Origin of the sequence: Agrobacterium sp. NPDC090273 (assembly GCF_044772305.1) — a bacterium.
GTDB lineage: Bacteria > Pseudomonadota > Alphaproteobacteria > Rhizobiales > Rhizobiaceae > Agrobacterium.
Genome location: NZ_JBIVYN010000008.1, coordinates 1 through 23,894 on the forward strand (window position 1 = coordinate 1; position 23,894 = coordinate 23,894).

Annotated in this window: 22 protein-coding genes; 10 read left to right on the top strand and 12 right to left on the bottom strand. The window is 56.8% G+C overall.

What is annotated here, in order from left to right; translation table 11 throughout:
- On the top strand, positions 1 to 252 hold a 252-nt coding region (locus ACIQT8_RS20065; RefSeq protein WP_400968759.1), incomplete at its 5' end, for an alpha/beta fold hydrolase.
- Between the two features lie 49 nt (positions 253 to 301).
- On the opposite strand, the gene panB is transcribed toward ACIQT8_RS20065, so the two are convergent.
- The 8 genes from panB to ACIQT8_RS20105 all read right to left on the bottom strand — a co-directional run bounded on the left by panB (position 302) and on the right by ACIQT8_RS20105 (position 9,143).
- Positions 302 to 1,123, bottom strand: coding sequence for a 3-methyl-2-oxobutanoate hydroxymethyltransferase (panB, locus tag ACIQT8_RS20070; RefSeq protein WP_400968762.1), 822 nt, complete (start codon positions 1,121 to 1,123; stop codon positions 302 to 304).
- Complete coding sequence (gene panC, locus ACIQT8_RS20075; protein WP_400968764.1) at positions 1,123 to 1,998, bottom strand: pantoate--beta-alanine ligase; 876 nt, start codon at positions 1,996 to 1,998, stop codon at positions 1,123 to 1,125. The genes panB and panC overlap by 1 nt, the downstream gene beginning before the upstream one ends.
- 125 nt (positions 1,999 to 2,123) lie before the next feature.
- Entirely contained in the window at positions 2,124 to 2,894 is a 771-nt protein-coding gene (locus ACIQT8_RS20080; RefSeq protein ID WP_400968766.1) for an enoyl-CoA hydratase-related protein, read from the bottom strand.
- Positions 2,884 to 3,810 carry a hydroxymethylglutaryl-CoA lyase gene (locus ACIQT8_RS20085; protein WP_400968769.1) on the bottom strand — a complete coding sequence of 309 codons (927 nt, stop codon included), beginning with the start codon at positions 3,808 to 3,810 and terminating at the stop codon, positions 2,884 to 2,886. Before ACIQT8_RS20085 ends, ACIQT8_RS20080 begins: the two co-directional genes overlap by 11 nt.
- Position 3,811: 1 nt before the next feature.
- On the bottom strand, positions 3,812 to 5,800 hold the full coding sequence (locus ACIQT8_RS20090) for an acetyl/propionyl/methylcrotonyl-CoA carboxylase subunit alpha (RefSeq protein WP_400968771.1): 1,989 nt from the start codon (positions 5,798 to 5,800) through the stop codon (positions 3,812 to 3,814).
- A 7-nt stretch (positions 5,801 to 5,807) separates the two neighbouring features.
- The gene (locus tag ACIQT8_RS20095; RefSeq protein WP_400968774.1) at positions 5,808 to 7,409 is read right to left on the bottom strand and encodes a carboxyl transferase domain-containing protein; all 1,602 of its coding nucleotides are present in this window, start codon (positions 7,407 to 7,409) and stop codon (positions 5,808 to 5,810) included.
- A gap of 8 nt (positions 7,410 to 7,417) precedes the next feature.
- Positions 7,418 to 8,590 (bottom strand): isovaleryl-CoA dehydrogenase, encoded by a 1,173-nt coding sequence (locus tag ACIQT8_RS20100; protein ID WP_400968777.1) that lies wholly within the window; start codon positions 8,588 to 8,590, stop codon positions 7,418 to 7,420.
- A gap of 79 nt (positions 8,591 to 8,669) precedes the next feature.
- Positions 8,670 to 9,143, bottom strand: coding sequence for an Lrp/AsnC family transcriptional regulator (locus tag ACIQT8_RS20105; protein WP_138792909.1), 474 nt, complete (start codon positions 9,141 to 9,143; stop codon positions 8,670 to 8,672).
- A gap of 210 nt (positions 9,144 to 9,353) precedes the next feature.
- On the opposite strand from ACIQT8_RS20105, the gene ACIQT8_RS20110 reads away from it, so the two are divergent.
- The 8 genes from ACIQT8_RS20110 (at position 9,354) to ACIQT8_RS20145 (ending at position 19,154) form a co-directional block, all read left to right on the top strand.
- The gene (locus ACIQT8_RS20110; protein ID WP_400968780.1) at positions 9,354 to 10,532 is read left to right on the top strand and encodes an acetyl-CoA C-acyltransferase; all 1,179 of its coding nucleotides are present in this window, start codon (positions 9,354 to 9,356) and stop codon (positions 10,530 to 10,532) included.
- Positions 10,533 to 10,541: 9 nt separating this feature from the next.
- The gene (locus ACIQT8_RS20115) at positions 10,542 to 11,669 is read left to right on the top strand and encodes an acyl-CoA dehydrogenase family protein (RefSeq protein ID WP_400968783.1); all 1,128 of its coding nucleotides are present in this window, start codon (positions 10,542 to 10,544) and stop codon (positions 11,667 to 11,669) included.
- Between the two features lie 51 nt (positions 11,670 to 11,720).
- Positions 11,721 to 12,953, top strand: a complete 1,233-nt coding sequence (locus ACIQT8_RS20120; protein ID WP_138792906.1) for a 3-methyl-2-oxobutanoate dehydrogenase (2-methylpropanoyl-transferring) subunit alpha — start codon at positions 11,721 to 11,723, stop codon at positions 12,951 to 12,953.
- A 1-nt stretch (position 12,954) separates the two neighbouring features.
- Complete coding sequence (locus tag ACIQT8_RS20125; protein ID WP_400968787.1) at positions 12,955 to 13,968, top strand: alpha-ketoacid dehydrogenase subunit beta; 1,014 nt, start codon at positions 12,955 to 12,957, stop codon at positions 13,966 to 13,968.
- Positions 13,969 to 13,971: 3 nt separating this feature from the next.
- Positions 13,972 to 15,222, top strand: coding sequence for a dihydrolipoamide acetyltransferase family protein (locus tag ACIQT8_RS20130; RefSeq protein ID WP_400968790.1), 1,251 nt, complete (start codon positions 13,972 to 13,974; stop codon positions 15,220 to 15,222).
- 202 nt (positions 15,223 to 15,424) lie between these two features.
- On the top strand, positions 15,425 to 16,942 hold the full coding sequence (gpmI, locus tag ACIQT8_RS20135; RefSeq protein ID WP_400968793.1) for a 2,3-bisphosphoglycerate-independent phosphoglycerate mutase: 1,518 nt from the start codon (positions 15,425 to 15,427) through the stop codon (positions 16,940 to 16,942).
- A gap of 255 nt (positions 16,943 to 17,197) precedes the next feature.
- The gene (locus ACIQT8_RS20140) at positions 17,198 to 18,265 is read left to right on the top strand and encodes a linear amide C-N hydrolase (RefSeq protein WP_400968796.1); all 1,068 of its coding nucleotides are present in this window, start codon (positions 17,198 to 17,200) and stop codon (positions 18,263 to 18,265) included.
- Positions 18,266 to 18,341: 76 nt separating this feature from the next.
- The gene (locus tag ACIQT8_RS20145; protein WP_400968799.1) at positions 18,342 to 19,154 is read left to right on the top strand and encodes a hypothetical protein; all 813 of its coding nucleotides are present in this window, start codon (positions 18,342 to 18,344) and stop codon (positions 19,152 to 19,154) included.
- Positions 19,155 to 19,228: 74 nt separating this feature from the next.
- Here the strand turns inward: ACIQT8_RS20145 and ACIQT8_RS20150 are convergent, their stop codons facing one another.
- The 3 genes from ACIQT8_RS20150 to ACIQT8_RS20160 all read right to left on the bottom strand — a co-directional run bounded on the left by ACIQT8_RS20150 (position 19,229) and on the right by ACIQT8_RS20160 (position 21,426).
- Complete coding sequence (locus ACIQT8_RS20150) at positions 19,229 to 19,729, bottom strand: hypothetical protein (RefSeq protein WP_400968802.1); 501 nt, start codon at positions 19,727 to 19,729, stop codon at positions 19,229 to 19,231.
- An 11-nt stretch (positions 19,730 to 19,740) separates the two neighbouring features.
- Positions 19,741 to 20,532, bottom strand: a complete 792-nt coding sequence (locus ACIQT8_RS20155) for an SDR family NAD(P)-dependent oxidoreductase (RefSeq protein ID WP_400968805.1) — start codon at positions 20,530 to 20,532, stop codon at positions 19,741 to 19,743.
- A gap of 66 nt (positions 20,533 to 20,598) precedes the next feature.
- Positions 20,599 to 21,426: an alpha/beta fold hydrolase gene (locus ACIQT8_RS20160; protein WP_262526754.1), complete on the bottom strand. Its 828-nt coding sequence runs from the start codon at positions 21,424 to 21,426 to the stop codon at positions 20,599 to 20,601.
- 129 nt (positions 21,427 to 21,555) lie between these two features.
- Here ACIQT8_RS20160 and ACIQT8_RS20165 point away from each other — a divergent pair, with 129 nt between their 5' ends.
- Positions 21,556 to 22,542 (top strand): GlxA family transcriptional regulator, encoded by a 987-nt coding sequence (locus ACIQT8_RS20165; protein ID WP_400968809.1) that lies wholly within the window; start codon positions 21,556 to 21,558, stop codon positions 22,540 to 22,542.
- A 50-nt stretch (positions 22,543 to 22,592) separates the two neighbouring features.
- On the opposite strand, the gene ACIQT8_RS20170 is transcribed toward ACIQT8_RS20165, so the two are convergent.
- Positions 22,593 to 23,894: a TRAP transporter large permease gene (locus ACIQT8_RS20170; protein ID WP_138792897.1), complete on the bottom strand. Its 1,302-nt coding sequence runs from the start codon at positions 23,892 to 23,894 to the stop codon at positions 22,593 to 22,595.

Consider the following 23,894-nt stretch of genomic DNA (forward strand, 5'->3'; position numbering starts at 1 on the left):
AAGGCGCATTACGATGGCATCAAGGCCTTCTCCGAGACCGACCAGACAGAAGACCTGAAGTCGATCAGCGTTGCGACCCTGGTGCTGCATGGTGAAGACGACCAGATCGTGCCGATCGTCGCTTCCGCCCACAAGGCGGTCAAGCTTCTGAAAAACGGTACCCTGAAAACCTATCCAGGCTTCTCGCACGGTATGCTCACCGTCAACGCAGACACGCTCAACCAGGATATCCTCGCTTTCATCAAAGCCTAGTCAACACAAAAGGGGGCGGTCGGATCACGGCCACCCTCTTTTCGCTACGTTATTTTCTGATCTGAAACGTGTGCTCTTCTGCGGGGAAAAGTCCCTCGCGTACCTCGGCCGCATAAGCTTCCGCTGCAGTTGAGACAAGTGGGCCAAGATCGGCGAAACGTTTGACGAATTTCGGTTTGAAGTCAGCAAACAATCCAAGCATGTCGTCCGAGACAAGAACCTGACCATCGCAGGCCGGCGACGCGCCAATACCAATTGTCGGTGCTGACACGCTTGCCGCTATTTCACGGGCAAGGGGCTCCACCGTTCCTTCCACGACGATTGCAAAGGCTCCGGCGCGGTCAACGGCAATGGCGTCGCGCCGGATCTTATCGGCTTCCTTATCTGTGTGTCCAAGGGACCGGAAGCCGCCAGCTGTGTTGACCGATTGTGGCATCAGCCCAACATGACCGAAAACGGGAATGCCGCGTGTAACAAGGAAAGCAATCGTTTCTGCCATCTCCTCGCCGCCCTCGAGTTTTACACCGTCGCAGCCCGTTTCCTGCATCAGGCGTACGGCACTGCGAAACGCCTGTTCTTTTGATTCCTGATAGCTACCAAAAGGAAGATCAACGATAACGCAGGCATGCTCAACCCCGCGCATGACGGCTCGGCCATGCGCTACCATCATATCCATCGTGACGCCAACCGTCGTATCCATGCCGTAAAGCACCATGCCAAGGGAATCGCCTACTAGCAAAAGGTCACAATGGGGATCGAGCAGCCGGGTGATCGGTGTCGTATAGGCCGTCAGGCAGACAATACGCGCATTGCCTTTCATCTTTCGGATGGAGGCTGTGGTCAGCCTCTTCTGCTTACCTTGTGCACTCATCAGGCAGCCTTTCCATGGGTGGACTTGTCTGCCCCGATTACCCTGTTGTCGAGAAGGCGTGTAGCGCCAATCCGCACGAAGAGTGCAACGAGAACAGGACCAGATTGCAGAGATGTCAGTGGCGTGAGCGTGAAGGGATCGCAGACGGCGACGACTTCGGGTGTCGCCAACGGTTCGTCTGCAATGAAGCGCGTGATCGCAGCTTCGAATGCAACCGGGTCGTCACATCCAGACTGATAAAGTCGCTGGGCTTCATTGAGCGCTCGAGGCACGATGACAGCTGCTCTTCGCTGGTTACTGCTCAGGTAGACATTGCGGGACGAGCAGGCCAGGCCATCGCTCTCACGCACCGTGGGCACTGCAACAACACGAACCGGTTGGGCGAGATCCTCAACCATACGCTTGATCAAGGTCACCTGCTGGTAGTCTTTCTCTCCGAAATAAGCGGCGTCTGGCTGAACCAGATTGAACAGCTTCGTCACCACAGTCGAAACGCCCGCAAAGTGCCCAGGGCGGACGGCTCCTTCCAGTTGGCTGCCAAGTTCGGGAACATCCACCACCGTCTGCATGGGGCGTGGATACATCTCGCTGACGTCGGGAGCGAACAGAATGTCGACACCGGCAGCCTCGAGCATTGAGCTGTCACGGTCGAGATCGCGAGGGTAACGTGCCAGATCCTCGTTGGCACCAAATTGCAGCGGATTGACAAAGATGGAGACCACCGTCGCGTCGTTTTCCGCCTGGGCATGGGCAACCAGCGTCATATGACCAATATGAAGAAAACCCATCGTCGGAACAAAACCGACTTTTTTACCGTCATGCCGGAGTACGGCGATATGTTCGCGCAGTTCACCAACGGTTTTGACCAGACGCATGTTTGTCCCTCCCTGCTCCGCCAGCATGTCCCGGCGAAAGGCAGCGGATAGAACGCGATTTGCCGATGGGCGTCAACGCGTGTACGGGGATAATATCGATTAAGCAGAAGCCGTCATATCTCGGGTTATTTGAGCCACTGCGGTTTTCTTTTTTCGGCAAAAGCTGACCTGCCTTCGATCGCATCCGCGCTTTTGCTGATGGCGGCGATTGTCCGCTCCGCAAATGCGAACCGCTCGTCCGTGGCCATGTCGCGCATCTGCGACATTGCCCGTTTGCCTGCAGAAAGCGCCTCCGGTGAATTTTGTCGCAACAGAGTGAGTGCGTCCTCAACAGCACCATCAAGGTCTCTGAGGGAAACACAGTCGTTGATCAAACCGCATTCCCTGGCTTCGGTTGCGCTGATTGGCTGCCCCAGATAAGCCATCTCCTGAAGTCGCCGAAGTGGTATTCTTTCCAGAAGTTTGGCCGCCACCATCACCGGAAACAGCCCTACACGCACCTCAGGTAACCCAAATTCCGCGTGGTCGGCTGCGTAGGCGAGGTCGCAGGCGGCAACAATGCCGATACCGCCCGCCAAAACATTACCGCCAATGCGTACGATGACGACCTTGTCGCAGTTTTCTATGGCGCGGATGACGTCTGCAATCGGGTTTGCGCCGGATTGCGAGAGGAACATCCCACCCGCATTTTCCTTGAGATCGGCGCCGGAGCAGAAGCTCCGCTCGCCACGGGCTGTTATAACAACGGCGCGCAATGAATTGTCGCCGGATGCCTGATTGATTACTTTCGCCAAAGCCTCGGTCATCGCAACATTCAGGGCATTGTGAACCTGTGGCCGGTTCAACGTCAGCCAGAGAACGTCGCCGCGGTTTTCTACCAGCAATTCATCCGCCATCGGTATCTCCTCGACTACCTGCCGCGAGCAGCGCTTTTCCCGCCTTTGCGGCATTTGTCCGTCCTAGGTTGCGGCTGATCCAGTCCCCGGTTTTTGCGATCGTCATCAGATCGACGCCTGTCTCGATGCCGAGGCCCTGTAGCAGGTAGAGAAGATCTTCAGTCGCAACGTTTCCGCTTGCGCCAGGTGCAAATGGGCAACCACCGAGGCCAGCGACAGAGGCATCAAAGACCGAGATTCCTTCCTCAAGCGATGCCAACACATTCGCCAGTCCTTGACCGTAGGTGTCGTGGAAATGCATCGCGAGTTTGTCGCGTGCAGCGTAGGTCGCCACCCGGTCTATGATCGTTCGGATCTGGCCTGCCGTACCCACGCCAATCGTGTCGCCGAGCGATATTTCGTTACATCCCATGGCCAGAAGTGCATCAGTCATAGCCACCACATTCTCGGGTGGCACAGCGCCATCATATGGGCAGCCAGCGATACAGGATACGTAGCCTCGTATTTTGAAGTTCCACTTGTGCGCCGTCTCCACGACCTCACGCAATCGGATCAGGCTTTCAGCGCGAGAGCAGGCGATGTTGTGCTGGCTGAAACCTTCAGACGCGGACACGAAAACAGCAATCTCCTGAACTCCAGCTTCGATCGCCGCCACAAGGCCCTTCATGTTGGCAACAAGCGCCGGGTAGGCGACACCGGGGCGCGGTCTCAGCCCATGATAGACATCACGGCTATCTGCCATTTGGGGAACCAATCTGGGTGAAACGAATGCCCCCGCTTCCACGACGGTCAATCCTGCCGCCGCAAGACGTTCTATCAACTCTATCTTCACAGAGGCTGGGACCAATGCGGGTTCGTTTTGCAGCCCATCACGCGGACCGACCTCGACGATTTTGACTGCGGCTGGCCATCCCATCTCACGTGGCCTCCGGTTCGAAGTCAAACAACACCTTGCCCGCTTCGACCATGTCGCCTTCAGCACAGTTGAATGCGGTTACCCTGCCATTTGACGGTGCACGAATGGTATGCTCCATCTTCATTGCTTCCATAACGACAAGAGCTTCGCCGGCCTTGACTTTGGCACCCTTCTTTACAAAAACCGAGCGAACAAGGCCGGGCATCGGTGCCTCCAGCCCACCTGATGGTTGACTGCTGGTCTCGTCGTCGGCCAGTTCGCATTCGCAGACCCGAAAGTGCCTGCCCCTGATGAAGAGATCATGGGTATGATCGCCTGAGAAAAAATAGGCGCTTTCTTGCCGGTCGCCGATCGTAGCTCTTAACAATCCGTCCTCGGTGAGACGGCCGGAGATCATGACCTTCTTCCCACCAATGTCCAGAAGCAGAGTGTCGGCACCATGCGTGACGGCTAACATCAACTCCTGTCCATCCACCTTGAAGTGCAGCGTTTGGCGAGCGGGCGCATTCATGCGAAAGGCAGTGAGGACGTTCCATGGGCTGTAAGGATCTGTTTTGTCTGAAGCGACTCGGTTGGTGCGGACTAGCAGAAGGCCGAGTGCCGCAGTCGCGAGTTCGGATTGCGTCGGCTCGTCTAGAGAAAAGAGTGCACCTTCGTTGCGGGTTATGAAACCTGTATCGAGCTTGGCGTTCTCGAAGGCTTCCAGGCCAATAATTTTCGCAAGGAACGCGGCATTGTTGGTGACGCCTGCGACAGCCAGTTTCTCGAGGGCAAGGCGCATCCGATTGACGGCGGAGGGACGGTCTGTGTCCCAAACGATCAGTTTTGCGATCATCGGGTCATAATGCACTGAGATGATGTCGCCTGCCTCAATGCCGCTGTCGATCCGGAGATGAGGGCTTTGATCTGGGAATTTGAGGTGGCTGACCGTACCCGTCGAAGGAAGGAATTCATGGCTCGGATCTTCAGCATAGATGCGGGCCTCAATGGCGTGCCCCTTGATCCGTAGTTCAGTCCATTCATCCGGCAACGCCTGCCCATCGGCGACGCGAATTTGCCATTCGACCAGATCAAGGCCGGTGATGAATTCCGTAACCGGATGCTCGACCTGGAGCCGGGTATTCATTTCCATGAAATAGAAATCGCCGGAGCTATCGAGAAGAAACTCTATCGTGCCAGCGCCGCGGTAGTCTATGGCGCGTGCCGCTGCGATGGCAGCAGCGTACATTCGTGTGCGCAGGCTATCAGAAAGACCCGGGGCTGGCGCCTCTTCGATGACTTTCTGATGCCGCCGCTGGATCGAACAATCACGCTCAAACAAAGAAACGCAATTGCCATATGCGTCGGCGAAAATCTGCACCTCCACATGCCGCGGTCGGCTCAGATATTTCTCGATCAGCATACGATCGTCGCCGAACGCGGCGAGCGCTTCACGTTTTGCCCCAGCAAGCTCCGCGGCAAACTCTTTCCGCTTCTTGGCGACACGCATACCCTTGCCACCGCCACCTGCGGAGGCTTTGATCAATACCGGGTAGCCGATGCCATCAGCTTCTGCTTGGAGGGTTTCGGGGCCCTGTTCGTCTCCGTGGTAGCCCGGAACAACAGGAACACCCGCCTTTGCCATGAGTGCCTTGGCTTCACTTTTACCGCCCATAGCGATTATGGCGGCGGCCGGTGGACCTATTAAGACTAACCCGGCCCCGGTACAGGCCGCCGCGAAGCCTGCATTCTCAGAAAGAAAACCGTAGCCGGGATGAATAGCCTGCGCGCCGCTCTTTTGTGCGACTTCAATAATTTTATCGCCATCGAGATAGGATGAGCGCGCAGGGGCGGAGCCAATCTCGAAGGCTTCGTCGGCCATTGCCACGTGCATGGCGTTGCGATCAACCTCTGAATAGACCGCGACTGTTGTGATACCCATCTTTCGGGCGGTTCGGATGATCCGGCAGGCGATCTCGCCACGATTGGCAATCAGTATTTTGGAAAACATGACGACCTCACATCCTGAACGTGCCGAAGGAAGTGGGTTCGATCGGCGCATTCAACGCTGCTGAAAGCCCGAGCCCTAAAACCAGGCGCGTGTCTTTCGGGTCGATGATGCCGTCGTCCCAAAGGCGTGCACTGGCGTAATAGGGATGTCCCTCACGTTCGTATTTTTCCCGGATCGGCTGCTTAAACGCGTCTTCGCCCTCTGTTGACCAGTGGCGGCCATCTGCTTCGATGCCATCACGGCGCACCTGTGCCAACACTGATGCTGCCTGTTCTCCGCCCATCACCGAAATGCGCGCGTTCGGCCACATCCACAAAAAGCGCGGGGAGTAGGCTCTGCCGCACATCCCGTAGTTACCAGCGCCGAAAGAGCCGCCAATAATGACCGTGAATTTGGGAACGCGCGCGCAGGCAACCGCGGTGACAAGTTTAGCCCCGTCTTTTGCAATGCCACCAGCTTCGTAGGCGCGACCGACCATAAAACCCGTGATGTTCTGCAGAAAGACCAGCGGAATGCTGCGCTGGCAACACAGTTCTATAAAGTGCGCGCCTTTGAGTGCTGATTCAGAAAACAGGATGCCGTTATTGGCGATGACGCCGACCGGATAGCCGTGAATATGCGCAAAGCCGCAAACCAGAGTTGTCCCATATAACGACTTGAATTCATCGAATTCCGAGCCATCCACCAGCCGGGCGATAACTTCGCGAACCTCGAATGGCTTGCGTGTATCGGCCGGAACGATGCCGTAAAGCTCGTCTGGTGGAAATAATGGCTTGATTGGAGATCGGATTTCGAGTTGGTTCTTTTTGCTACGATTGAGGCCCGCGACGATCTGGCGGGTGATGGCCAGGGCATGCCTGTCGTCACGCGCGTAGTAGTCCGTAACGCCGGACTGGCGTGAGTGCACATCCGCGCCACCCAATTCTTCAGCCGTGACAACTTCGCCGGTGGCGGCCTTTACCAGAGGCGGTCCCCCGAGGAAAATCGTACCCTGATTTTTGACAATGACGGATTGGTCACTCATGGCGGGAACATAGGCGCCACCCGCCGTACAACTTCCCATCACGACGGCGATCTGGGCAATTCCCTGTGCCGACATGGTTGCCTGGTTGAAAAAAATCCGGCCGAAATGATCGCGATCCGGAAAAACTTCATCCTGGTTGGGGAGGTTTGCTCCACCAGAATCCACCAGGTAGACACAGGGAAGCCGGTTTTCGCGGGCAATCTCCTGGGCTCGAAGATGCTTCTTGACCGTCAAGGGGTAGTAGGTCCCACCTTTGACCGTCGCGTCATTGGCAACGACCATGCATTCACGACCGGAAATGCGCCCGATGCCCGTGATGATCCCGGCTGCGGGGACGGGCTCATCATAGACGGCGTGCGCGGCAAATTGCGACAACTCCAGAAAGGGGCTGCCCGGATCGAGAAGGGCATCGATGCGGTCACGGACCAGAAGTTTACCGCGCCCCAGGTGTTTCGCGCGCGATTTCTCGCCGCCTCCTTGCGATATCTGCTGCACATGGTGTTGCAGGTCTTGGACCAGCGAGGACATGAAGCTGGTGTTGGCGGCAAACGAGGGGTCGCGTAACAGGCTGGATGAAAGCTTCATGGTTCGCCTCACATATTGCCTTTGACAAGTTCACGTCCGATCAGCATCCGCCTGATTTCACTGGTGCCGGCGCCGATTTCGTAAAGCTTCGCATCCCGTAGGAGGCGCCCGGCTGGACTTTCATTGACATAGCCCGCCCCTCCAAGCAGTTGGATGGTGTCGAGTGCGACTTGCGTTGCCCGTTCAGCGGCAAACAGGATGGCGCCTGCCGCATCTTGCCGCGTGATGCGGCCGCTGTCGCAGGCTTTTGCAACGGCATAAACATAGCTCCGCGAGGCGTTCATCGCCGTGTAGATGTCGGCAATTTTTCCCTGCACAAGCTGGAATTCACCGACAGGTTTGCCAAACTGTTGGCGTTCGCGGCTGTAGGGCAGGACCAGGTCAATGGCCGCCTGCATAATGCCGACCGGACCTGCTGCCAGCACTGCCCGCTCGTAGTCGAGACCACTCATCAACACGGTTACACCGTCGTTGAGTTTGCCAAGGACATTGTCTTGCGGCACCTCGCAATCTTCGAAAACCAGTTCAGAGGTTGGAGAGCCGCGCATGCCAAGCTTGTCGAGCTTCTGGGCAGGTCGAAAACCGGGAAACTCCTTCTCTATGAGAAAAGCGGTAATGCCGCGTGGGCCGGCCGACACATCCGTCTTGGCATAGACCACCAGCGTATCAGCCTCATGCCCGTTGGTGATCCACATTTTGGAGCCGTTCAGGATATAATGATCGCCTTTTCGCTCCGCCTTCAGCCGCATCGAAACAACGTCCGATCCGGCTTCCGTTTCGCTCATAGCAAGCGAACCGACATGCTCACCGGAGATCAGTTTTGGCAGATAACGTTGTTTCTGTTCGTCCCGTCCCCAGCGATGGATCTGGTTGATGCAAAGGTTGGAATGGGCACCATAGGATAGACCGATCGCAGCGGAAGCGCGGCTGATCTCCTCCATCGCCACGCAATGGGCCAGATAACCCATATTTGCACCGCCATATTCTTCAAAGGCGGTGATGCCGTGCAGCCCTAAACGGCCCATCTCTGGCCAGAGTTGACGCGGAAACTTATCTTCCCGATCAATCGCGTCGGCATGGGGAGCAATCCTGTCATCGGCAAAAGCCCGGACACTTTCGCGCAGGGCAGCGATTTCCGGCGCAAGGTCGGCATCGAAAATGGCGGCGAGGTTCGAGCTCATCGCGTATGTTCCTCCTCCGGCGGCTCTTCCTCACCGCCCTCTGTGAACTGCCAGTACCTCCTCCGCACCGGCACTCCCTTTATGCGTCGTCGCCCCCTGTAAATGCAGCCGAGCGGCGCACGAATGTCTTGATGGCAAAATTGGACTGGATACGGGAGACACCGGGAACGGTTGTCAGGAAATCCAGAAGCTGCTGGTAATGTGGCAGATCTCGCACCATCGCATGAATGAGATAGTCGGAACTTCCGCTTGTCTGATAGCCGCCCACGACTTCCGGAATGGAGGCGACATGATGCTCGAAGGTGGTCAGCGCTTCCTTGATCTGCCGTTCCAAGGTCACGGAAATGAAGACACCCATGTTGCCGAGCAGACGGTTCTCATCGAATACAGCCGTATATCCGCGAATGATGCCCTCTTCTTCCAGCTTTCGAACGCGGCGCAAGGTCGGTGTAAAGGAAAGACCGATGCGCGAGGCCAGATCACGCCAGCTTATACGGCCGTCGTCGCCAAGCACATGCAAAATCTTCTGGTCGAAACTGTCGAGCTCAATCATGGATCATTTGCTCTATGATATCGGGCATTGTTGGATCAAAGATATCGCTAAGTGCAAAACTGTCAATCAAAATAGCTTTGAAATGAATTCGAGATAGTGATAGCGTTCACTATCCGAAGTTGTCAGAACTGTGTGTTCGACAACAATGGATCGGTCGCAGCCTGGAGGAGGTTGCGGTCAAGGTTCGGGCTCTTTCCAGGGAGGTGGAAAGTGACTGTGCATGACCCCGTGGTTATCGTCGGGGCCGCTCGCACTGCGATGGGCGGTTTCCAGGGCGACTTTGGTTCGGTTGCGGCTTCAGATCTGGGGGCTGCAGCGATCCGCGCTACCGTCCAGCGATCAACGCTTTCTTTTTCTGAAATCGACGACGTTGCAATGGGCTGCGTTCTGACCGCTGGTCAGGGACAGGCGCCGGCACGACAGGCAGCGATCGCCGCAGGCATTGCTCATTCCACAAGTGCTGTCACCATCAACAAGATGTGTGGATCAGGGATGCAAGCGACGATGCTGGCGCATGATCAGATCGCGGCCGGAACATCTGACATCGTTGTCGCCGGCGGCATGGAGAGCATGACCAACGCACCTTATCTCCTTGATCGGGCCCGCTCGGGATACCGTCTTGGCCACGGCAAGGTGACAGATCACATGTTTCTCGATGGGCTTGAAGACGCCTATGACAAGGGTCGTCTCATGGGAACCTTTGCCGAGGACTGTGCCGAAGCCTATCAGTTCACGCGCAGCATGCAGGACGATTATGCTTTGACCTCGCTGGAGCGTGCACGTCGCGCCATTTCCGACGGCGCTTTCGCAGAAGAGATAGCGGCCGTCTCGAATTCCTCAGGCCGGCAGATCGATGTCGATGAGCAGCCTGGCAAGGCAAGGCCGGAAAAGATTCCATTGTTGAAACCTGCTTTTCGTGAAGGCGGAACGGTGACGGCCGCTAACTCCAGCTCTATTTCCGATGGTGCAGCGGCGCTGGTCCTTATGCGCCGCTCCGACGCCGACAGGCGCGGCTTGCAGCCGCTGGCGACAATCGCGGGGCACGCAACATTTGCGGATGCTCCGGCGAAATTTCCGACCGCGCCAGTTGGTGCTATCCGGCGGCTTACGGATAGGACCGGTTGGCAATTGGGTGAAATCGATCTGTTTGAGATCAACGAAGCTTTTGCCGTGGTGGCAATGGCCGCCATGCGCGATCTCGATCTGCCGCACGATAAGGTGAATGTGCATGGTGGTGCCTGCGCGCTTGGCCATCCGATTGGTGCGTCCGGGGCAAGGATCATAGTCACGCTGCTTTCCGCATTGAAGCGGCACGCGCTGAAGCGCGGCGTTGCTGCCGTCTGCATTGGCGGTGGTGAGGCCACAGCTTTCGCCGTCGAACGTCATTGAGGGCTGATCATGATATTGAACGAAGCCCAGCAGCAGATCAGAGAAATGGCCCGCGATTTTGCCCGAGAACGTCTGGCGCCCGGTGCCAGCTTACGCGATCGGGAGAGTCGTTTTCCGCAGAGTGAATTGAAAGAAATGGGCGACCTCGGCTTCCTTGGCATGCTTGTGCCGGAGACCTACGAGGGGTCGGACACCGGTGCCGTCGCCTATGCCTTGGCTCTTGAGGAAATTGCCGCCGCTGACGGCGCCTGTTCCACCATCATGAGCGTGCACAACTCTGTTGGCTGCGTGCCGATCCTGAAATTCGGAACGGACGAACAAAAAGAGCGATTTCTGCCGAAACTCGCTTGCGGCGAATGGATAGGCGGCTTTGCTCTGACTGAACCGCAGGCGGGATCGGACGCTTCCAATCTGAAAACCCGGGCTCGGCGAAACGGCGATCACTACATCCTGAACGGTGCGAAACAGTTCATCACCTCGGGAAAGAATGGCAACGTCATCATCGTTTTTGCCGTTACCGATCCCGATGCCGGCAAGAAGGGCATCAGCGCCTTTATCGTGCCAACAGATACGCCAGGCTACGAGGTGGTGAGAGTAGAGGAAAAACTCGGTCTTCACGCTTCAGATACGTGTCAGATCGCCTTTTCGGACATGGCCGTCCCCGCCGCACTGCGGCTGGGGGAAGAAGGAGAAGGTTATCGGATCGCGCTTGCCAATCTGGAGGGTGGTCGCATCGGTATTGCTGCCCAGGCCGTCGGTATGGCCCAAGCCGCATTTGAGGCTGCCCGCGATTACGCGCGCGGGCGCACGGCTTTTGGAACAGCGATTGTTGACCATCAAGCGGTTTCCTTTCGGCTTGCGGATATGGCGACCAATATCGAGGCGGCGCGCCAGCTTGTCCTGCATGCCGCAGCTCTGAAGGAAGCGGGTGAGCCCTGCCTTTCGCAGGCCTCCATGGCGAAGCTTTTTGCGTCCGAGATGGCCGAACGGGTGTGCTCCGACGCCATCCAGATCCACGGCGGTTACGGCTACATGGCGGATTATCCGGTGGAGCGGATATATCGCGATGTGCGCATCTGCCAGATTTACGAGGGGACAAGCGATATCCAGCGCATGGTGATTGCACGAAATCTCTAGCAGTTGTTTCGCCGTCTGGAGGAGAGACGGCGGCCGAAGGAGGAAAAACGCATGACCGAGACAACCCGCCTGAGCCTGCATGTTCCCGAACCGGCAGTTCGTCCGGGCGATCAGCCAGATTTTTCCAATGTGAAACTGCAAAGGGCAGGAGCAGTCCCACGTCCGGAGGTGGATGCCGCGCCGGAGACCATTCGCGATCTGGCCTATTCGATTATCCGTGTTCTCAATCAAAAGGGAGAGGCGGTTGGCCCCTGGTCGGGTCTCCTTTCGGATGAAGAGTTGCTGACGGGGCTTAAAAACATGATGCGTCTTCGCGCGTTCGACGCACGTATGCTGATGGCGCAACGACAGGGCAAGACATCCTTCTACATGCAGCATCTCGGCGAAGAGGCGGTGAGTTGCGCGTTCCGCAAGGCGCTGTCCAAAGGCGACATGAATTTCCCGACCTATCGACAGGCCGGTCTTTTGATCGCCGACGACTATCCGCTTCTGACGATGATGAACCAGATTTTCTCCAATGAGCACGATCCGCTTCACGGGCGACAGTTGCCGGTTCTCTACTCTTCGAAAGAGCACGGCTTTTTCACTGTCTCTGGTAACCTAGCCACGCAATACGTTCAGGCGGTCGGTTGGGCCATGGCTTCCGCAATCAAGGGCGATACGAAGATTGCGGCCGCGTGGATTGGAGACGGTTCGACGGCGGAATCGGATTTCCACTCAGCGCTGGTATTTGCCTCTACCTACAAGGCGCCCGTCATTCTCAACATCGTCAATAACCAATGGGCTATATCCACTTTCCAGGGAATTGCACGTGGTGGTTCGGGGACCTTCGCCGCCCGAGGTCTCGGGTTCGGTATTCCAGCACTTCGGGTGGATGGGAACGACTATCTTGCCGTTTATGCGGTGGCGCGTTGGGCTGCCGAACGTGCGCGTCGCAATCTCGGTCCAACCTTGATCGAGTATGTCACCTACCGGGTCGGAGCACATTCGACGTCCGATGATCCGAGTGCGTATCGGCCCAAGACGGAATCCGAAGTGTGGCCTCTTGGCGATCCGGTTCTCAGGTTGAAAAAACACCTTGTTCTCAGGGATGTCTGGTCCGAGGAGCGGCATCGGCAGGCGGAGGCCGAAATCATGGACGAGGTGATCGACGCGCAGCGCGAGGCAGAAAGCCACGGGACCCTGCATGCCGGTGGCAAACCCCCGACGAAGGACATGTTCGAAGGTGTTTATGCCGAAATGCCACCGCATCTTCGTCGCCAGCGTGAAAAGGCGGGGTACTGATATGACAAGAATGACAATGATCGAAGCCGTCCGGAGCGCTATGGACGTATCAATGGGACGTGACGACAATGTTGTCGTGTTCGGTGAGGACGTCGGCTACTTCGGCGGCGTGTTTCGAGCAACTCAGGGGCTGCAGGCAAAATACGGCAAGACCCGGTGTTTCGATGCACCGATCAGTGAATCCGGTATTGTCGGAACGGCGATCGGCATGGCTGCCTACGGTCTGCGTCCCTGTGTCGAGATACAGTTCGCCGATTACATGTATCCCGCGTACGATCAGATCACCCAGGAGGCTGCACGCATCCGCTACCGCTCTAACGGTGATTTTACCTGCCCGATCGTTTTGCGCATGCCAACCGGTGGCGGGATATTCGGTGGTCAGACGCACAGCCAAAGTCCGGAAGCGCTTTTCACACATGTCTGCGGTCTGAAAGTCGTCGTTCCATCCAACCCGCATGATGCGAAGGGCCTGCTGATATCAGCGATCGAAGATCCTGACCCGGTGATGTTTCTGGAGCCGAAGCGCCTCTACAATGGCCCATTCGATGGGCATCACGACAGGCCTGTAACATCCTGGGCCAAACATGAGTTGGGTGAAGTGCCGGACAAGCACTATACCATTCCCATTGGCAAGGCTGCCGTGAGGCGTGCTGGCGCTGGCGTCACAGTCATTGCCTATGGGACAATGGTGCATGTCGCGTTGGCGGCAGCGGAGGAGACAGGTGTTGATGCCGAGGTGATAGACTTGCGCAGCCTGTTGCCGCTTGATCTCGAAACCATCACGCGCTCTGTCGCCAAGACCGGACGTTGCGTCATGGTTCACGAGGCGACGTTGACGTCCGGTTTCGGCGCTGAAGTCGTGTCGTTGGTTCAAGAACATTGTTTCTATCATCTGGAGGCGCCGATCGTTCGCGTCGCCGGTTGGGATACGCCTTATCCGCATGCACAGGAGTGGGATTATTTTCCCGGTCCAGCCCGTGTCGGGCGCGCACTTATCGAAGTCATGGAGGCCTGAAGGATGACGGAATACGTTCTCACTATGCCCGACGTCGGGGAAGGTGTCGCGGAGGCCGAACTGGTCGAATGGCACGTCAAGCCCGGTGATCCGGTCCATGAAGATATGGTCCTTGCCGCAGTGATGACCGACAAGGCGACAGTCGAAATTCCATCGCCGGTTTCAGGCGTCGTAACTTGGATCGCCGCTGAAATTGGAGACACAGTCGCGGTTAAGGCGCCACTGCTGCGCATAGAGACCGAGGTTAACGCTGCGACGGTCGCAGAGGACGAGCCGGAGGCACAAGATGCCGTACTTGCTCTTGATGAGCCCGCGCAAATGGAAACACCGCCACCCGTTGCCGATATTAAACCCGATGTCCCGCCGGCATTGCCGGACGATCATAAACCGCTCGCCTCTCCCGCTGTCCGCCAACGTGCCGACGATCTCGATCTTGATCTCCATCAGGTTAAGCCGACTGGTCCGGATGGGCATATCACACACGCCGATCTTGATGCGTTCCTTTTATCGCGCTCCACAACTGAGCAGCGTCTTCGGGCATCGCCCGGCGATAGTGCGGTTGAACAGGTGAGAATGACAGGACTGAGGCGCAAGATTGCCGAGAAGATGGTGCTTTCGGTCTCGCGTATTCCCCATATTACCTATGTCGAGGAAATCGACGTCACTGACGTTGAGGAATTGCGCGCCATCATGAACGGCAAGCGCAGGAGTGGGCAACCGAAACTCACGATCCTGCCTTTTCTGATGCGCGCAATGGTACGGGCGGTTTCCGATCAACCCGGAATGAACGCAACCTTCGATGATGAGGCCGGGGTGATCAATCACTACAGCGCTGTTCACATTGGCATCGCGACACAGACCACGGCTGGTCTCATTGTACCGGTCGTCTGCCATGCAGAAGCGCGCGGGTTGTGGGAATGTGCAGAAGAACTCGGCCGTGTTGCCGAGGCCGCTCGCAACGGCACTGCCAAACGTGAGGAACTGTCCGGCTCGACCATTACCATCAGTTCGCTCGGTGCATTGGGCGGTATCGCCTCTACACCGGTCATCAACCATCCCGAAGTCGCCATCATCGGGGTCAACAAGATTGTCACGCGGCCGGTCTGGGACGGCAGTCAGTTTGTCCCAAGAAAGATGATGAACCTGTCGTCGAGTTTCGATCACCGGGTCGTGGATGGCTGGGATGCCGCAGGCTTCATTCAGAAGATCAAAACCTTGTTGGAAAAACCGGCCCTGATCTTCATCGAGGACTGATATCGTTTGCCCGTCATGACCAGGTACGTCGGGCTTGTGAAGGCTGACCTGGCAACGATATGGGCTTGCGTTCATGGTCTTCGAGTATAGAAGAGTGGGAACGGGAAGCCTGCTTCTCACCATGACAAAACGGCGAACGGGCACGCTCCGGCGGCCTTTCTGTTCGTCGCCCGCAGACGATTAACGAAGAAAAGGTCCATTCATGAGCACTCCGAAACCCGTTGTTCTGACCATTCTCGATGGCTGGGGGCTGAGCGAGGATCGGTCGAGCAACGCGCCCGCCCTGGCCAACACGCCAACCATGGACCGGCTGTTTGCGACGTGCCCACATGCGACGCTCACCACGTTTGGACCGAACGTCGGACTGCCGACGGGGCAGATGGGCAATTCCGAAGTTGGTCACACCAATATCGGTGCGGGCCGGGTCGTTGCGATGGATCTCGGTCAAATTGATCTTGCCATTGAAGACGGCAGCTTTTTCAAAAACGCTTCCATTCTGGATTTTGCCTCGAAGGTAAAGGCTGCCGGCGGTGCCGCGCACCTTATGGGCGTTATTTCTGATGGTGGCGTGCATGGTCATATCGTGCATGCTCAGGCGGCCGTCAAACTGTTGGTGGATCTTGGGCTGAAGGTCATTGTCCACGTCATGACAGATGGACGCGATGTTGCCCCTAAATCGGCAGAAGGCTTCGTGCAGACGTTTGTTGACAGCTTGCCCGAGGGGGCCAGCATCGGGAGCGTGATCGGGCGTTATTATGCCATGGACCGCGACAATCGTTGGGAGCGCGTCGAAAAAGCCTACGATGCAATGGTTCTCGCCAAGGGCGAACATGCGCCAGACGCTGTCAGCGCCGTTACGGCAAGCTACAAAAACAACGTGACGGATGAATTCATCCTGCCAACTGTGATTGGTGGGTATGAAGGCTTCAAGACCGGCGACGGCCTGTTCTGCCTCAATTTCCGCGCGGACCGCGCCCGTGAAATCCTGTCTGCCATCGGCGCCGAAGATTTCGACGGGTTTGCGCGTCAGAAGCCGCAACTTTCCGCCCTGCTGGGCATGGTGGAATACTCCACGAAACACAATGCTTTCATGGCCACAGCCTATCCCAAGCGTGATATTGCCAACACTCTGGGGGCCTGGGTTGCAAGTCACGGATTGCGCCAGTTCCGCCTGGCAGAAACCGAGAAATATCCGCATGTGACGTTTTTCCTGAATGGCGGAAAGGAAGAGCCGGAAGTGGGCGAAGATCGGTTCATGCCGAAGTCGCCGAAGGTTGCAACCTATGATCTGCAACCGGAAATGAGCGCGCCTGAAGTCACGGAGAAATTCGTGGAGGCGATCGGCAAGGGTTACGATCTCATCGTCACCAATTACGCCAACCCTGATATGGTTGGGCATACCGGTGACCTGAATGCCGCAATCAAGGCATGCGAAGCAGTAGATCGCGGACTGTCACAAGTTGTTGCAGCGCTGGAAAAGGTTGGTGGCGCCATGCTGGTGATCGCGGATCACGGCAATTGCGAGACCATGGTCGATCCGGTAACCGGAGGACCGCACACGGCGCACACCACCAATCCGGTGCCGGTCATCCTGTTCGGTGGACCGGACGGTGCAACGGTGCGCGACGGTATTCTTGCTGATGTCGCGCCGACGATCCTGCAACTGATGAACCTGCCGCAACCTGCTGAAATGACTGGAAAAAGCCTGATCGGCAAATGATAGACCGCCGCTCGCGGATGCTGGTGTATTCGCGAGCCATTTTTTCAACTTCTGACATCGTCAAAAACTGCCGCACCTTCACGACGCCATCGCTAGGACGTGGCCGCCTGAATGCGTAGAGATAAATCAGGGGCTTAAATTAGGTCGTTCTCATCTTGAGGTTGTCGTAAACCTGGTGCACTCTCGCATAGCCGAGGACGATAGCGGAAGAAGATCCCTTGTCCTTTGGCGATTATTTTCGTCAGGGGGTTGTCGATGATTTCGAAAGCAATCAGGAGCGTATTCACGTTCGGCTTGGCAGGCTTTTATGCGGTGGCGTCACCGCTAACAGCGGATGCATGTACGCGGTTCGTGTTCATTGGGCAGGATGACAACGTCGTCACCGCCCGGTCGATGGACTGGAAATACGATGTCGGCAGCAATCTCTACATCCTGCCGCGTGGCATAGAGCGCAATGGAGAAGCAGGTCCGAATTCCCTGAAATGGACTGCCAAATATGGGTCTGTGGTGACGACAGGCTACGACGTTTCGACAACTGATGGTGCAAACGAAGCCGGGCTCGTCGCCAATGTCCTGTGGCTGACTGAATCCGAGTATCCGAAGTTTGAGGCGAGCAGCAAACCCGGCCTGACCATTGCTGCCTGGGCGCAATATGTCCTTGATCGGTTTGCCACGGTCGCGGAGGCCGTCGAGGTTCTGAAGACGCAGCCGTTCACGATAGTCACAGACAATGTGCCGGGGCAGGATCGACTGACGACGCTGCATCTGTCTCTTTCCGATTCAAGTGGCGACAGTGCCATTATCGAATATATCGACGGAAAGCAGGTCATCCATCATGGCCGCCAATACCAAGTCATGACCAACTCCCCGACTTATGACAAGCAACTCGCGTTAACGTCCTATTGGCAAGACATCGGCGGCACCGTCATGTTGCCTGGTACGAACCGGGCTTCTGATCGTTTCACACGCGCAGCCTTCTATGTGAATGCAATACCGCAAAGCGGTGAGCCGAACCGGTTGCTTGCGAGCGTTTTCGGAGTGATCCGCAACGTCTCGGTTCCGCTTGGTATTTCCTCACCGGATCAGCCGGAGATTTCGTCCACCCGGTGGCGCACCGTCTACGATCACAAACGCAAGCTCTATTTCTTCGAATCCGCCATGACGCCCAATACCTTCTGGGTCGACCTGAACAAGATCGATTTTTCGAAGGAGACTGGCAAGGTCAAACGGCTCGATCTTGGCACCGATCAGGCGCACACGTTTTCCGGTGATGCAACGGCAGATTTTCAGGACGCAAAGCCTTTCCCGTTTCAAGGGCTTTGACAGAATGATAGCGTGATTGTCGGGCGGTTTCGCCCGTCCGATTCCCAGTGGTTTGGTGGAACGAGAGGGCATATAAATGGGGAATAGTTTGAAATGGGCTTTGGCGCTTTTGCCGTTGCTGGCAGTCAGCGCCGAGGCGGCTGATCCGTCGTTGCCTCAGGCGGTGGCTGACACACCTGAAGATAGCAGCCTTCCGCCAGGCTGGGCTTTACAGGTTACCCCGTATCTCTGGGCAGCGGGGCTCAAAGGCGATATCTCCCCATTTCGCCGTGGACCGACAATTTCGGTCGAAAAATCCTTCTCGGACGTTATGGATCACCTCAATGTCGGAGGTTTCCTTGACGTTTGGGGGCGATATGACCGTCTCGTTTTCTCCGGCGACGTGATGTACGTCAACACGACGGACAGCCATGTGATCGGTGCGCTTCCTGTCATTGGGGCAACGCCTGGATTGAGCGCAGATGTCGATACGGTCCAGTTTTCTGCGACGTTGAAAGGTGGATACCGGGTCTACGATGACCAGGATCTGACACTTGATGTCCTAGCCGGCATGCGTATCTGGCATATTTCTAACGATGTGACTGTTAATTACGGCACATTTTCACGCAGTTACGGAGAGGATTTCGGCTGGGTCGATCCCGTGATTGGTTTCCGGGCCTTCTACAAAGTCACGCCGAAATTCTCTGTTCACGCGCAGGCCGACATTGGTGGTTTTGGAGCGGGATCGGATCACACCTGGCAGACGCTTGCCACGGCAAATTATGCGTTTACCGACCACCTGTCGGTGTCTGCGGGTTATAAAATTCTTGACGTGGATTATGATTCTGATGGTCACGTGTTTGATTCAACGCTCAAAGGCCCCGTTCTCGGCCTGACCTATCGTTTCTGATTGTAGAACCATAGCTTCCCTCATGTAAATTCCGCAGAACGACCTTTTGGAGCTCTGCGGAAGGGGTTGGGCAGTCATTTCGCGAATATCCCGAGATGTCGGCTCGTCTTAGATGCCTTGCGACCGAGAATGATTGCGGCGAGCAAAAGCACACTTTGGGCAACGAGGAACGGCGGTTCGTTACCATTCGGAGCAAGCTCGTTCAGCGTTTCGACTTTCAAAAATGACTGAACAATCAAGACGAACATATTGAGATATAAGCCTGTCGTCGCCGTGACGGCATAGATTACTCGCGCATTGCCGTTGAGCTTGTAAACATAAAGCGCTGCGAGTGCGACCGCCAGAATGATGGTGGAAATGATGCCTACCCCGAGTGCCGGGGTAAATGTGCTGATGGGGAAGAGAAATCCCGTCAGCGTTGTCGCCAGGGTCGTCGCGAGAAAAAGACCAGTCATGCGCGGCATCCACTTTCCGGATGCATAAGCGGGGAGCGCGATCAGGCCGGAAGCGATGCCAATGAAGCTCAAGGCGACATGCAATAAGGTGAATTGGGAAATTGTCAGTCCGAGGATCATGGCGGTGCCCTCTACTTTACGGCGGTGACGCTGTAGCGGGCGGCCGGATTTGCAAGCGACAGATTGGGTCGCAAAGCCGAACGCGCACTCAGATAGGTTTCAAGGTCGGCGCTGTCTGGCAGCGAGGGAATGGTCAGGACTTCGCCGAGATCGAGACCCGCCATGGCAGCATCGACCATGTCATTGACGTCCATGAACATTGCGGCAGGGATGGTGCTGAGTTTTTCTTCTTCCCAGATTGCTGTGCGTGTAATGCCCGGCAGAACGCCCTGGACGCGGACACCGGAGGGAGCGAGCTGTGCCTGCAGTGCTTCCGTAAAAGCAAGTACAAAAGCCTTCGTCGCTGGATAGACCGCCGTGAATGCGGCCGGCATGAGTGCCGTGACGGAGGTGATGTTGATGATCGTGCCTTTACCACGGGAAGACAAGCGTGGGGCGATCGCTGCTGCGAGCCGGGTGACGGCGAGGATATTGAGATGGATCATGCCGGTGATATAGGACGGGTCGAGTTCGGTTATCTTGCCTTCCCCTGCAATGCCGGCATTGTTGACGAGGCCAGTGATCTGGCTGTCTTCGCGCAGGCGGCTTTCTACCTTTTCGAGACCTTGGGCGTTCGAAAGGTCAGCGGCCAAAACCTCCACCGAGACACCGTGAACCTTCTCGAGTTGCGCAGCCAGCGACTGCAGTTTTTCAGCGCGGCGCGCGACAAGTACCAGATTGTAACCGCGCCCTGCCAGACGATCGGCATAAACGGCGCCGATACCATCCGATGCGCCGGTGACGAGAAATGTTTCCTTGGTCATTTCGAATGTTCCTTTTGAAAGCGGCGGGCTGGCGCCTTCAGGCGCCAGTGCTTTGCCGTTGGTTTTTCAGGCTTTGATGAAGGTGAGGAGATCGGCGTTGAAACGATCCTGATGTGTCTGCGTCAAACCGTGGTCGGCGCCTTCGTAGACCTTCAGGACAGCGTGCTTGACGATCTTGACCGTCGAGTGTGCTGACGCCCCGATCGGGACGATCTGATCGTCATCGCCATGCAAGACCAGCGTCGGTTTGTCGAAAGCCTTCAGATCCTGATGAAAGTCGCTCTCGGAAAAGGCCCGGATGCTGTCGAGTTGACCCTTGAGGCCGCCCATCATGCCCTGGCGCCAGAATTCCTCGCGAATACCTTCGGAGATGACCGCGCCGTCACGGTTGTAACCGTAGAAGGGTATTGTCAGATCCTTGAAGAACTGGCTGCGATTGTCGTAGGTGCCTTTGCGGATGCCGTCGAAGACGTCGATCGGCAAACCTCCGGGATTGCTTTCCGTTTTCAGCATCAGCGGCGGTACAGCGCCGATCAAGCCGATCTTGGCGACACGCGCTGTTCCATGGCGTCCAATGTAGCGGGTCACTTCGCCGCCGCCAGTGGAGTGGCCGACCAGAATAATGTCGTGCAGGTCAAGCTGTTCGATCAGTTCAGCAAGGTCATCAGCATACTGGTCCATGTTGTTGTTATCCCAGACCTGATCGGAGCGGCCGTGGCTGCGACGATCATGGGCAATGGTGCGGAAGCCGTGATTGGCGAAGAACACCATCTGCGCGTCCCAGGCATCGGCGCTGAGTGGCCAGCCGTGCGAGAAGATGATCGGCTGAGCATCCTTGGAGCCCCAGTCTTTGTAGTAGATGTGCGTGCCGTCTTTGGTGGTGATCGTGCTCATTTCTCTCTCCTTTGGTTCAGGGAGCTTGCTTGCGTCCCGTGGGAATAGAGATACTCTGGAGCCAGCGAGCGCAGGATTGGCGCTTCTGACAGAAGACGAGCCAAAACTGACAAAAAGGGGAAAACAGAGATGGCAGGAGCTTCAGGGAGTGCTTTGGAGGTTGGCCTCGTTCTCTACCGGGGCTGCCAGATTGCCATGGTACACGGCATAACCGACCTTTTTGCCATCGCGTCACTGTTTTCCAAGGATCGAGGCGGACCGGAGTTGCGTGTCAGCCATTGGAACATGGGAGAGAACGGTAGTTTTTCGCGCTGCTACGACACCAGTCCTGATTCGGCTGGACATCCGGACATACTGGTGGTGCCAGGCAGGCTGACGGGTCCCGCCGAAGTCGAAGAAGCTGCGCCTTACGCTCGCTGGCTGCTCGACCGTCACGCACAGGGCACGACGTTGGCCGCGAGTTGTGGAGGATCGTTCATTCTCGCGGCGACAGGCCTGCTGGCCGGTCGCCCAGCCACAACGCATTGGCTGTTTGCGGAGCGTTTTCGCGAACGTTTTCCGGATGTCCGTGTCGAGATCGACAAGATCGTCATCGAGGATGGTGACATCATCACCGCTGGCGGGTTGATGGCGTGGACCGATCTTGGTTTGCGCATCGTGGACCGGCTTCTGGGGCCATCGGTAATGATCGAAACCGGAAAATTTCTGCTGATCGATCCGTCGGGCCGTGAGCAGCGACACTACAGCAGCTTCGCGCCACGCCTGACGCATGGCGATGAGTCGATCCTGAAAGTGCAACATTGGCTTCAGGCGCGTGCCGGGCGTGCAACCAGCGTGTCCGATATGGCAGATCAGGCCGGGCTCGAGGAGCGGACCTTCCTGCGGCGTTTCAAGTCTGCAACTGGGATGAAGCCGATCGAATATGTTCAACATCTGCGCGTCGGCAAGGCCCGCGAACTGCTGGAATTCACCAAGCGATCGGTCGATCAGATCGCGTGGTCCGTCGGCTATGAGGACGCGGCCGCGTTTCGGCGCGTGTTTCATCGCATTCTCGGTCTTTCGCCTGGAGAATATCGCAGCCGGTTTTCGAGCAACTCTGTCATGGCTGCGGCGTGAGGGTCTTATCGCCGGCCAGTTTCTTCCACTGGCCGGTGTTTTGCTTTGCCTCAGTTCTTCGCCATCATGTCCGGAACGATTGAGACGATCTCCGGGAAAAGCGCGATCAGCAGCACGAAGGCGCACATGATGAAAAAGAACGGCATGGTGGCGCGGGTGATGCGTGCCATGCTGTCTCCGGTGAGGCGTTGTATGACGGTCAGATTGAACCCGACAGGCGGAGAAACCTGTGCCATTTCCACGACGATGACGATGAAGATACCGAACCAGACTTTGCTGTAGCCTGCGGCCATAACCAGAGGCAGGGTAATCGGTAGCGTCATGACAATGCAGCCGAGACCTTCCATGACCGTTCCGAGGATGATGTAGAAGATCAGCAGGACGAGGATGAGCATGAAAGGCGACAGCCCCCAGCTTTCAATCGTACCGGCAATATAACGTGGCATGCCGAGGTAACCGATGACGGTCGAAAGGAACATTGCTCCCACCATGATGAGGCCGATCATGGCGCAGGAGTCAGCAGCCTGCTTTGCAGCTTGCATCAGATTTTTGAACGTCAACGTCTTCTGCAGAGCACCGATGATGATTGCTCCGCCCACACCGACAGCTGCAGCTTCGGTTGGCGAGGCTATACCGCCATACATGGAGCCGACCACGCCGATGATAAGCAGCAACAGCGGTCCTAGGTCCTTCAATGCGATAAGCTTTTGCAGGAATGTCGTGGGTGGAAGCGCTTCTCCGACAAGCGCAGGGTTCATCAACGCCCTGATGCCGATATAGCCCATGTAGGAAGCGGCCATCAGGAGACCTGGAAGAATACCGGCCATGAAAAGCTTGAGGATCGATTCCTCAGCCATGACCCCATAGATGATCATGATCGTTGATGGCGGAATGAGAAAGCCGAGAGTTCCGGCTCCCGCTAGGCTGCCGGTGATAAGGTCGCGGTTATAGCCGCGTGAGATCAACTCCTTGGCCGTGATGCGCCCGACCGTTGCCGTCGTGGCAGCAGAAGAACCGCAGACAGATGCAAAAAGTGTGCAGCCAAGCACCGTGATGTGTGCGAGGCGTCCGGGTACATGGCGTAGCCAAGGGGCAAGGCCGGAGAAGAGCGCTTCGGAGATCTTCGTCCGGAACAGAATTTCCGCCATGAAGATGAACAGTGGTAGTGCCAACATTTCCGGCGAAACAAGTGTGTTCCACGCCTGTTGGGCGAGAAGCTTGAACAAAGGCAAGGTCGGACGAAAAAGTGCTGCAAGGGCAGCCCCCGTACCGACAAGGCCAAGTCCGATCCAGACGCCGGTTCCCAGAATGAGTGTCATCAGGCCGAGCAGGCTGAAGGTAATTTTTCCCAT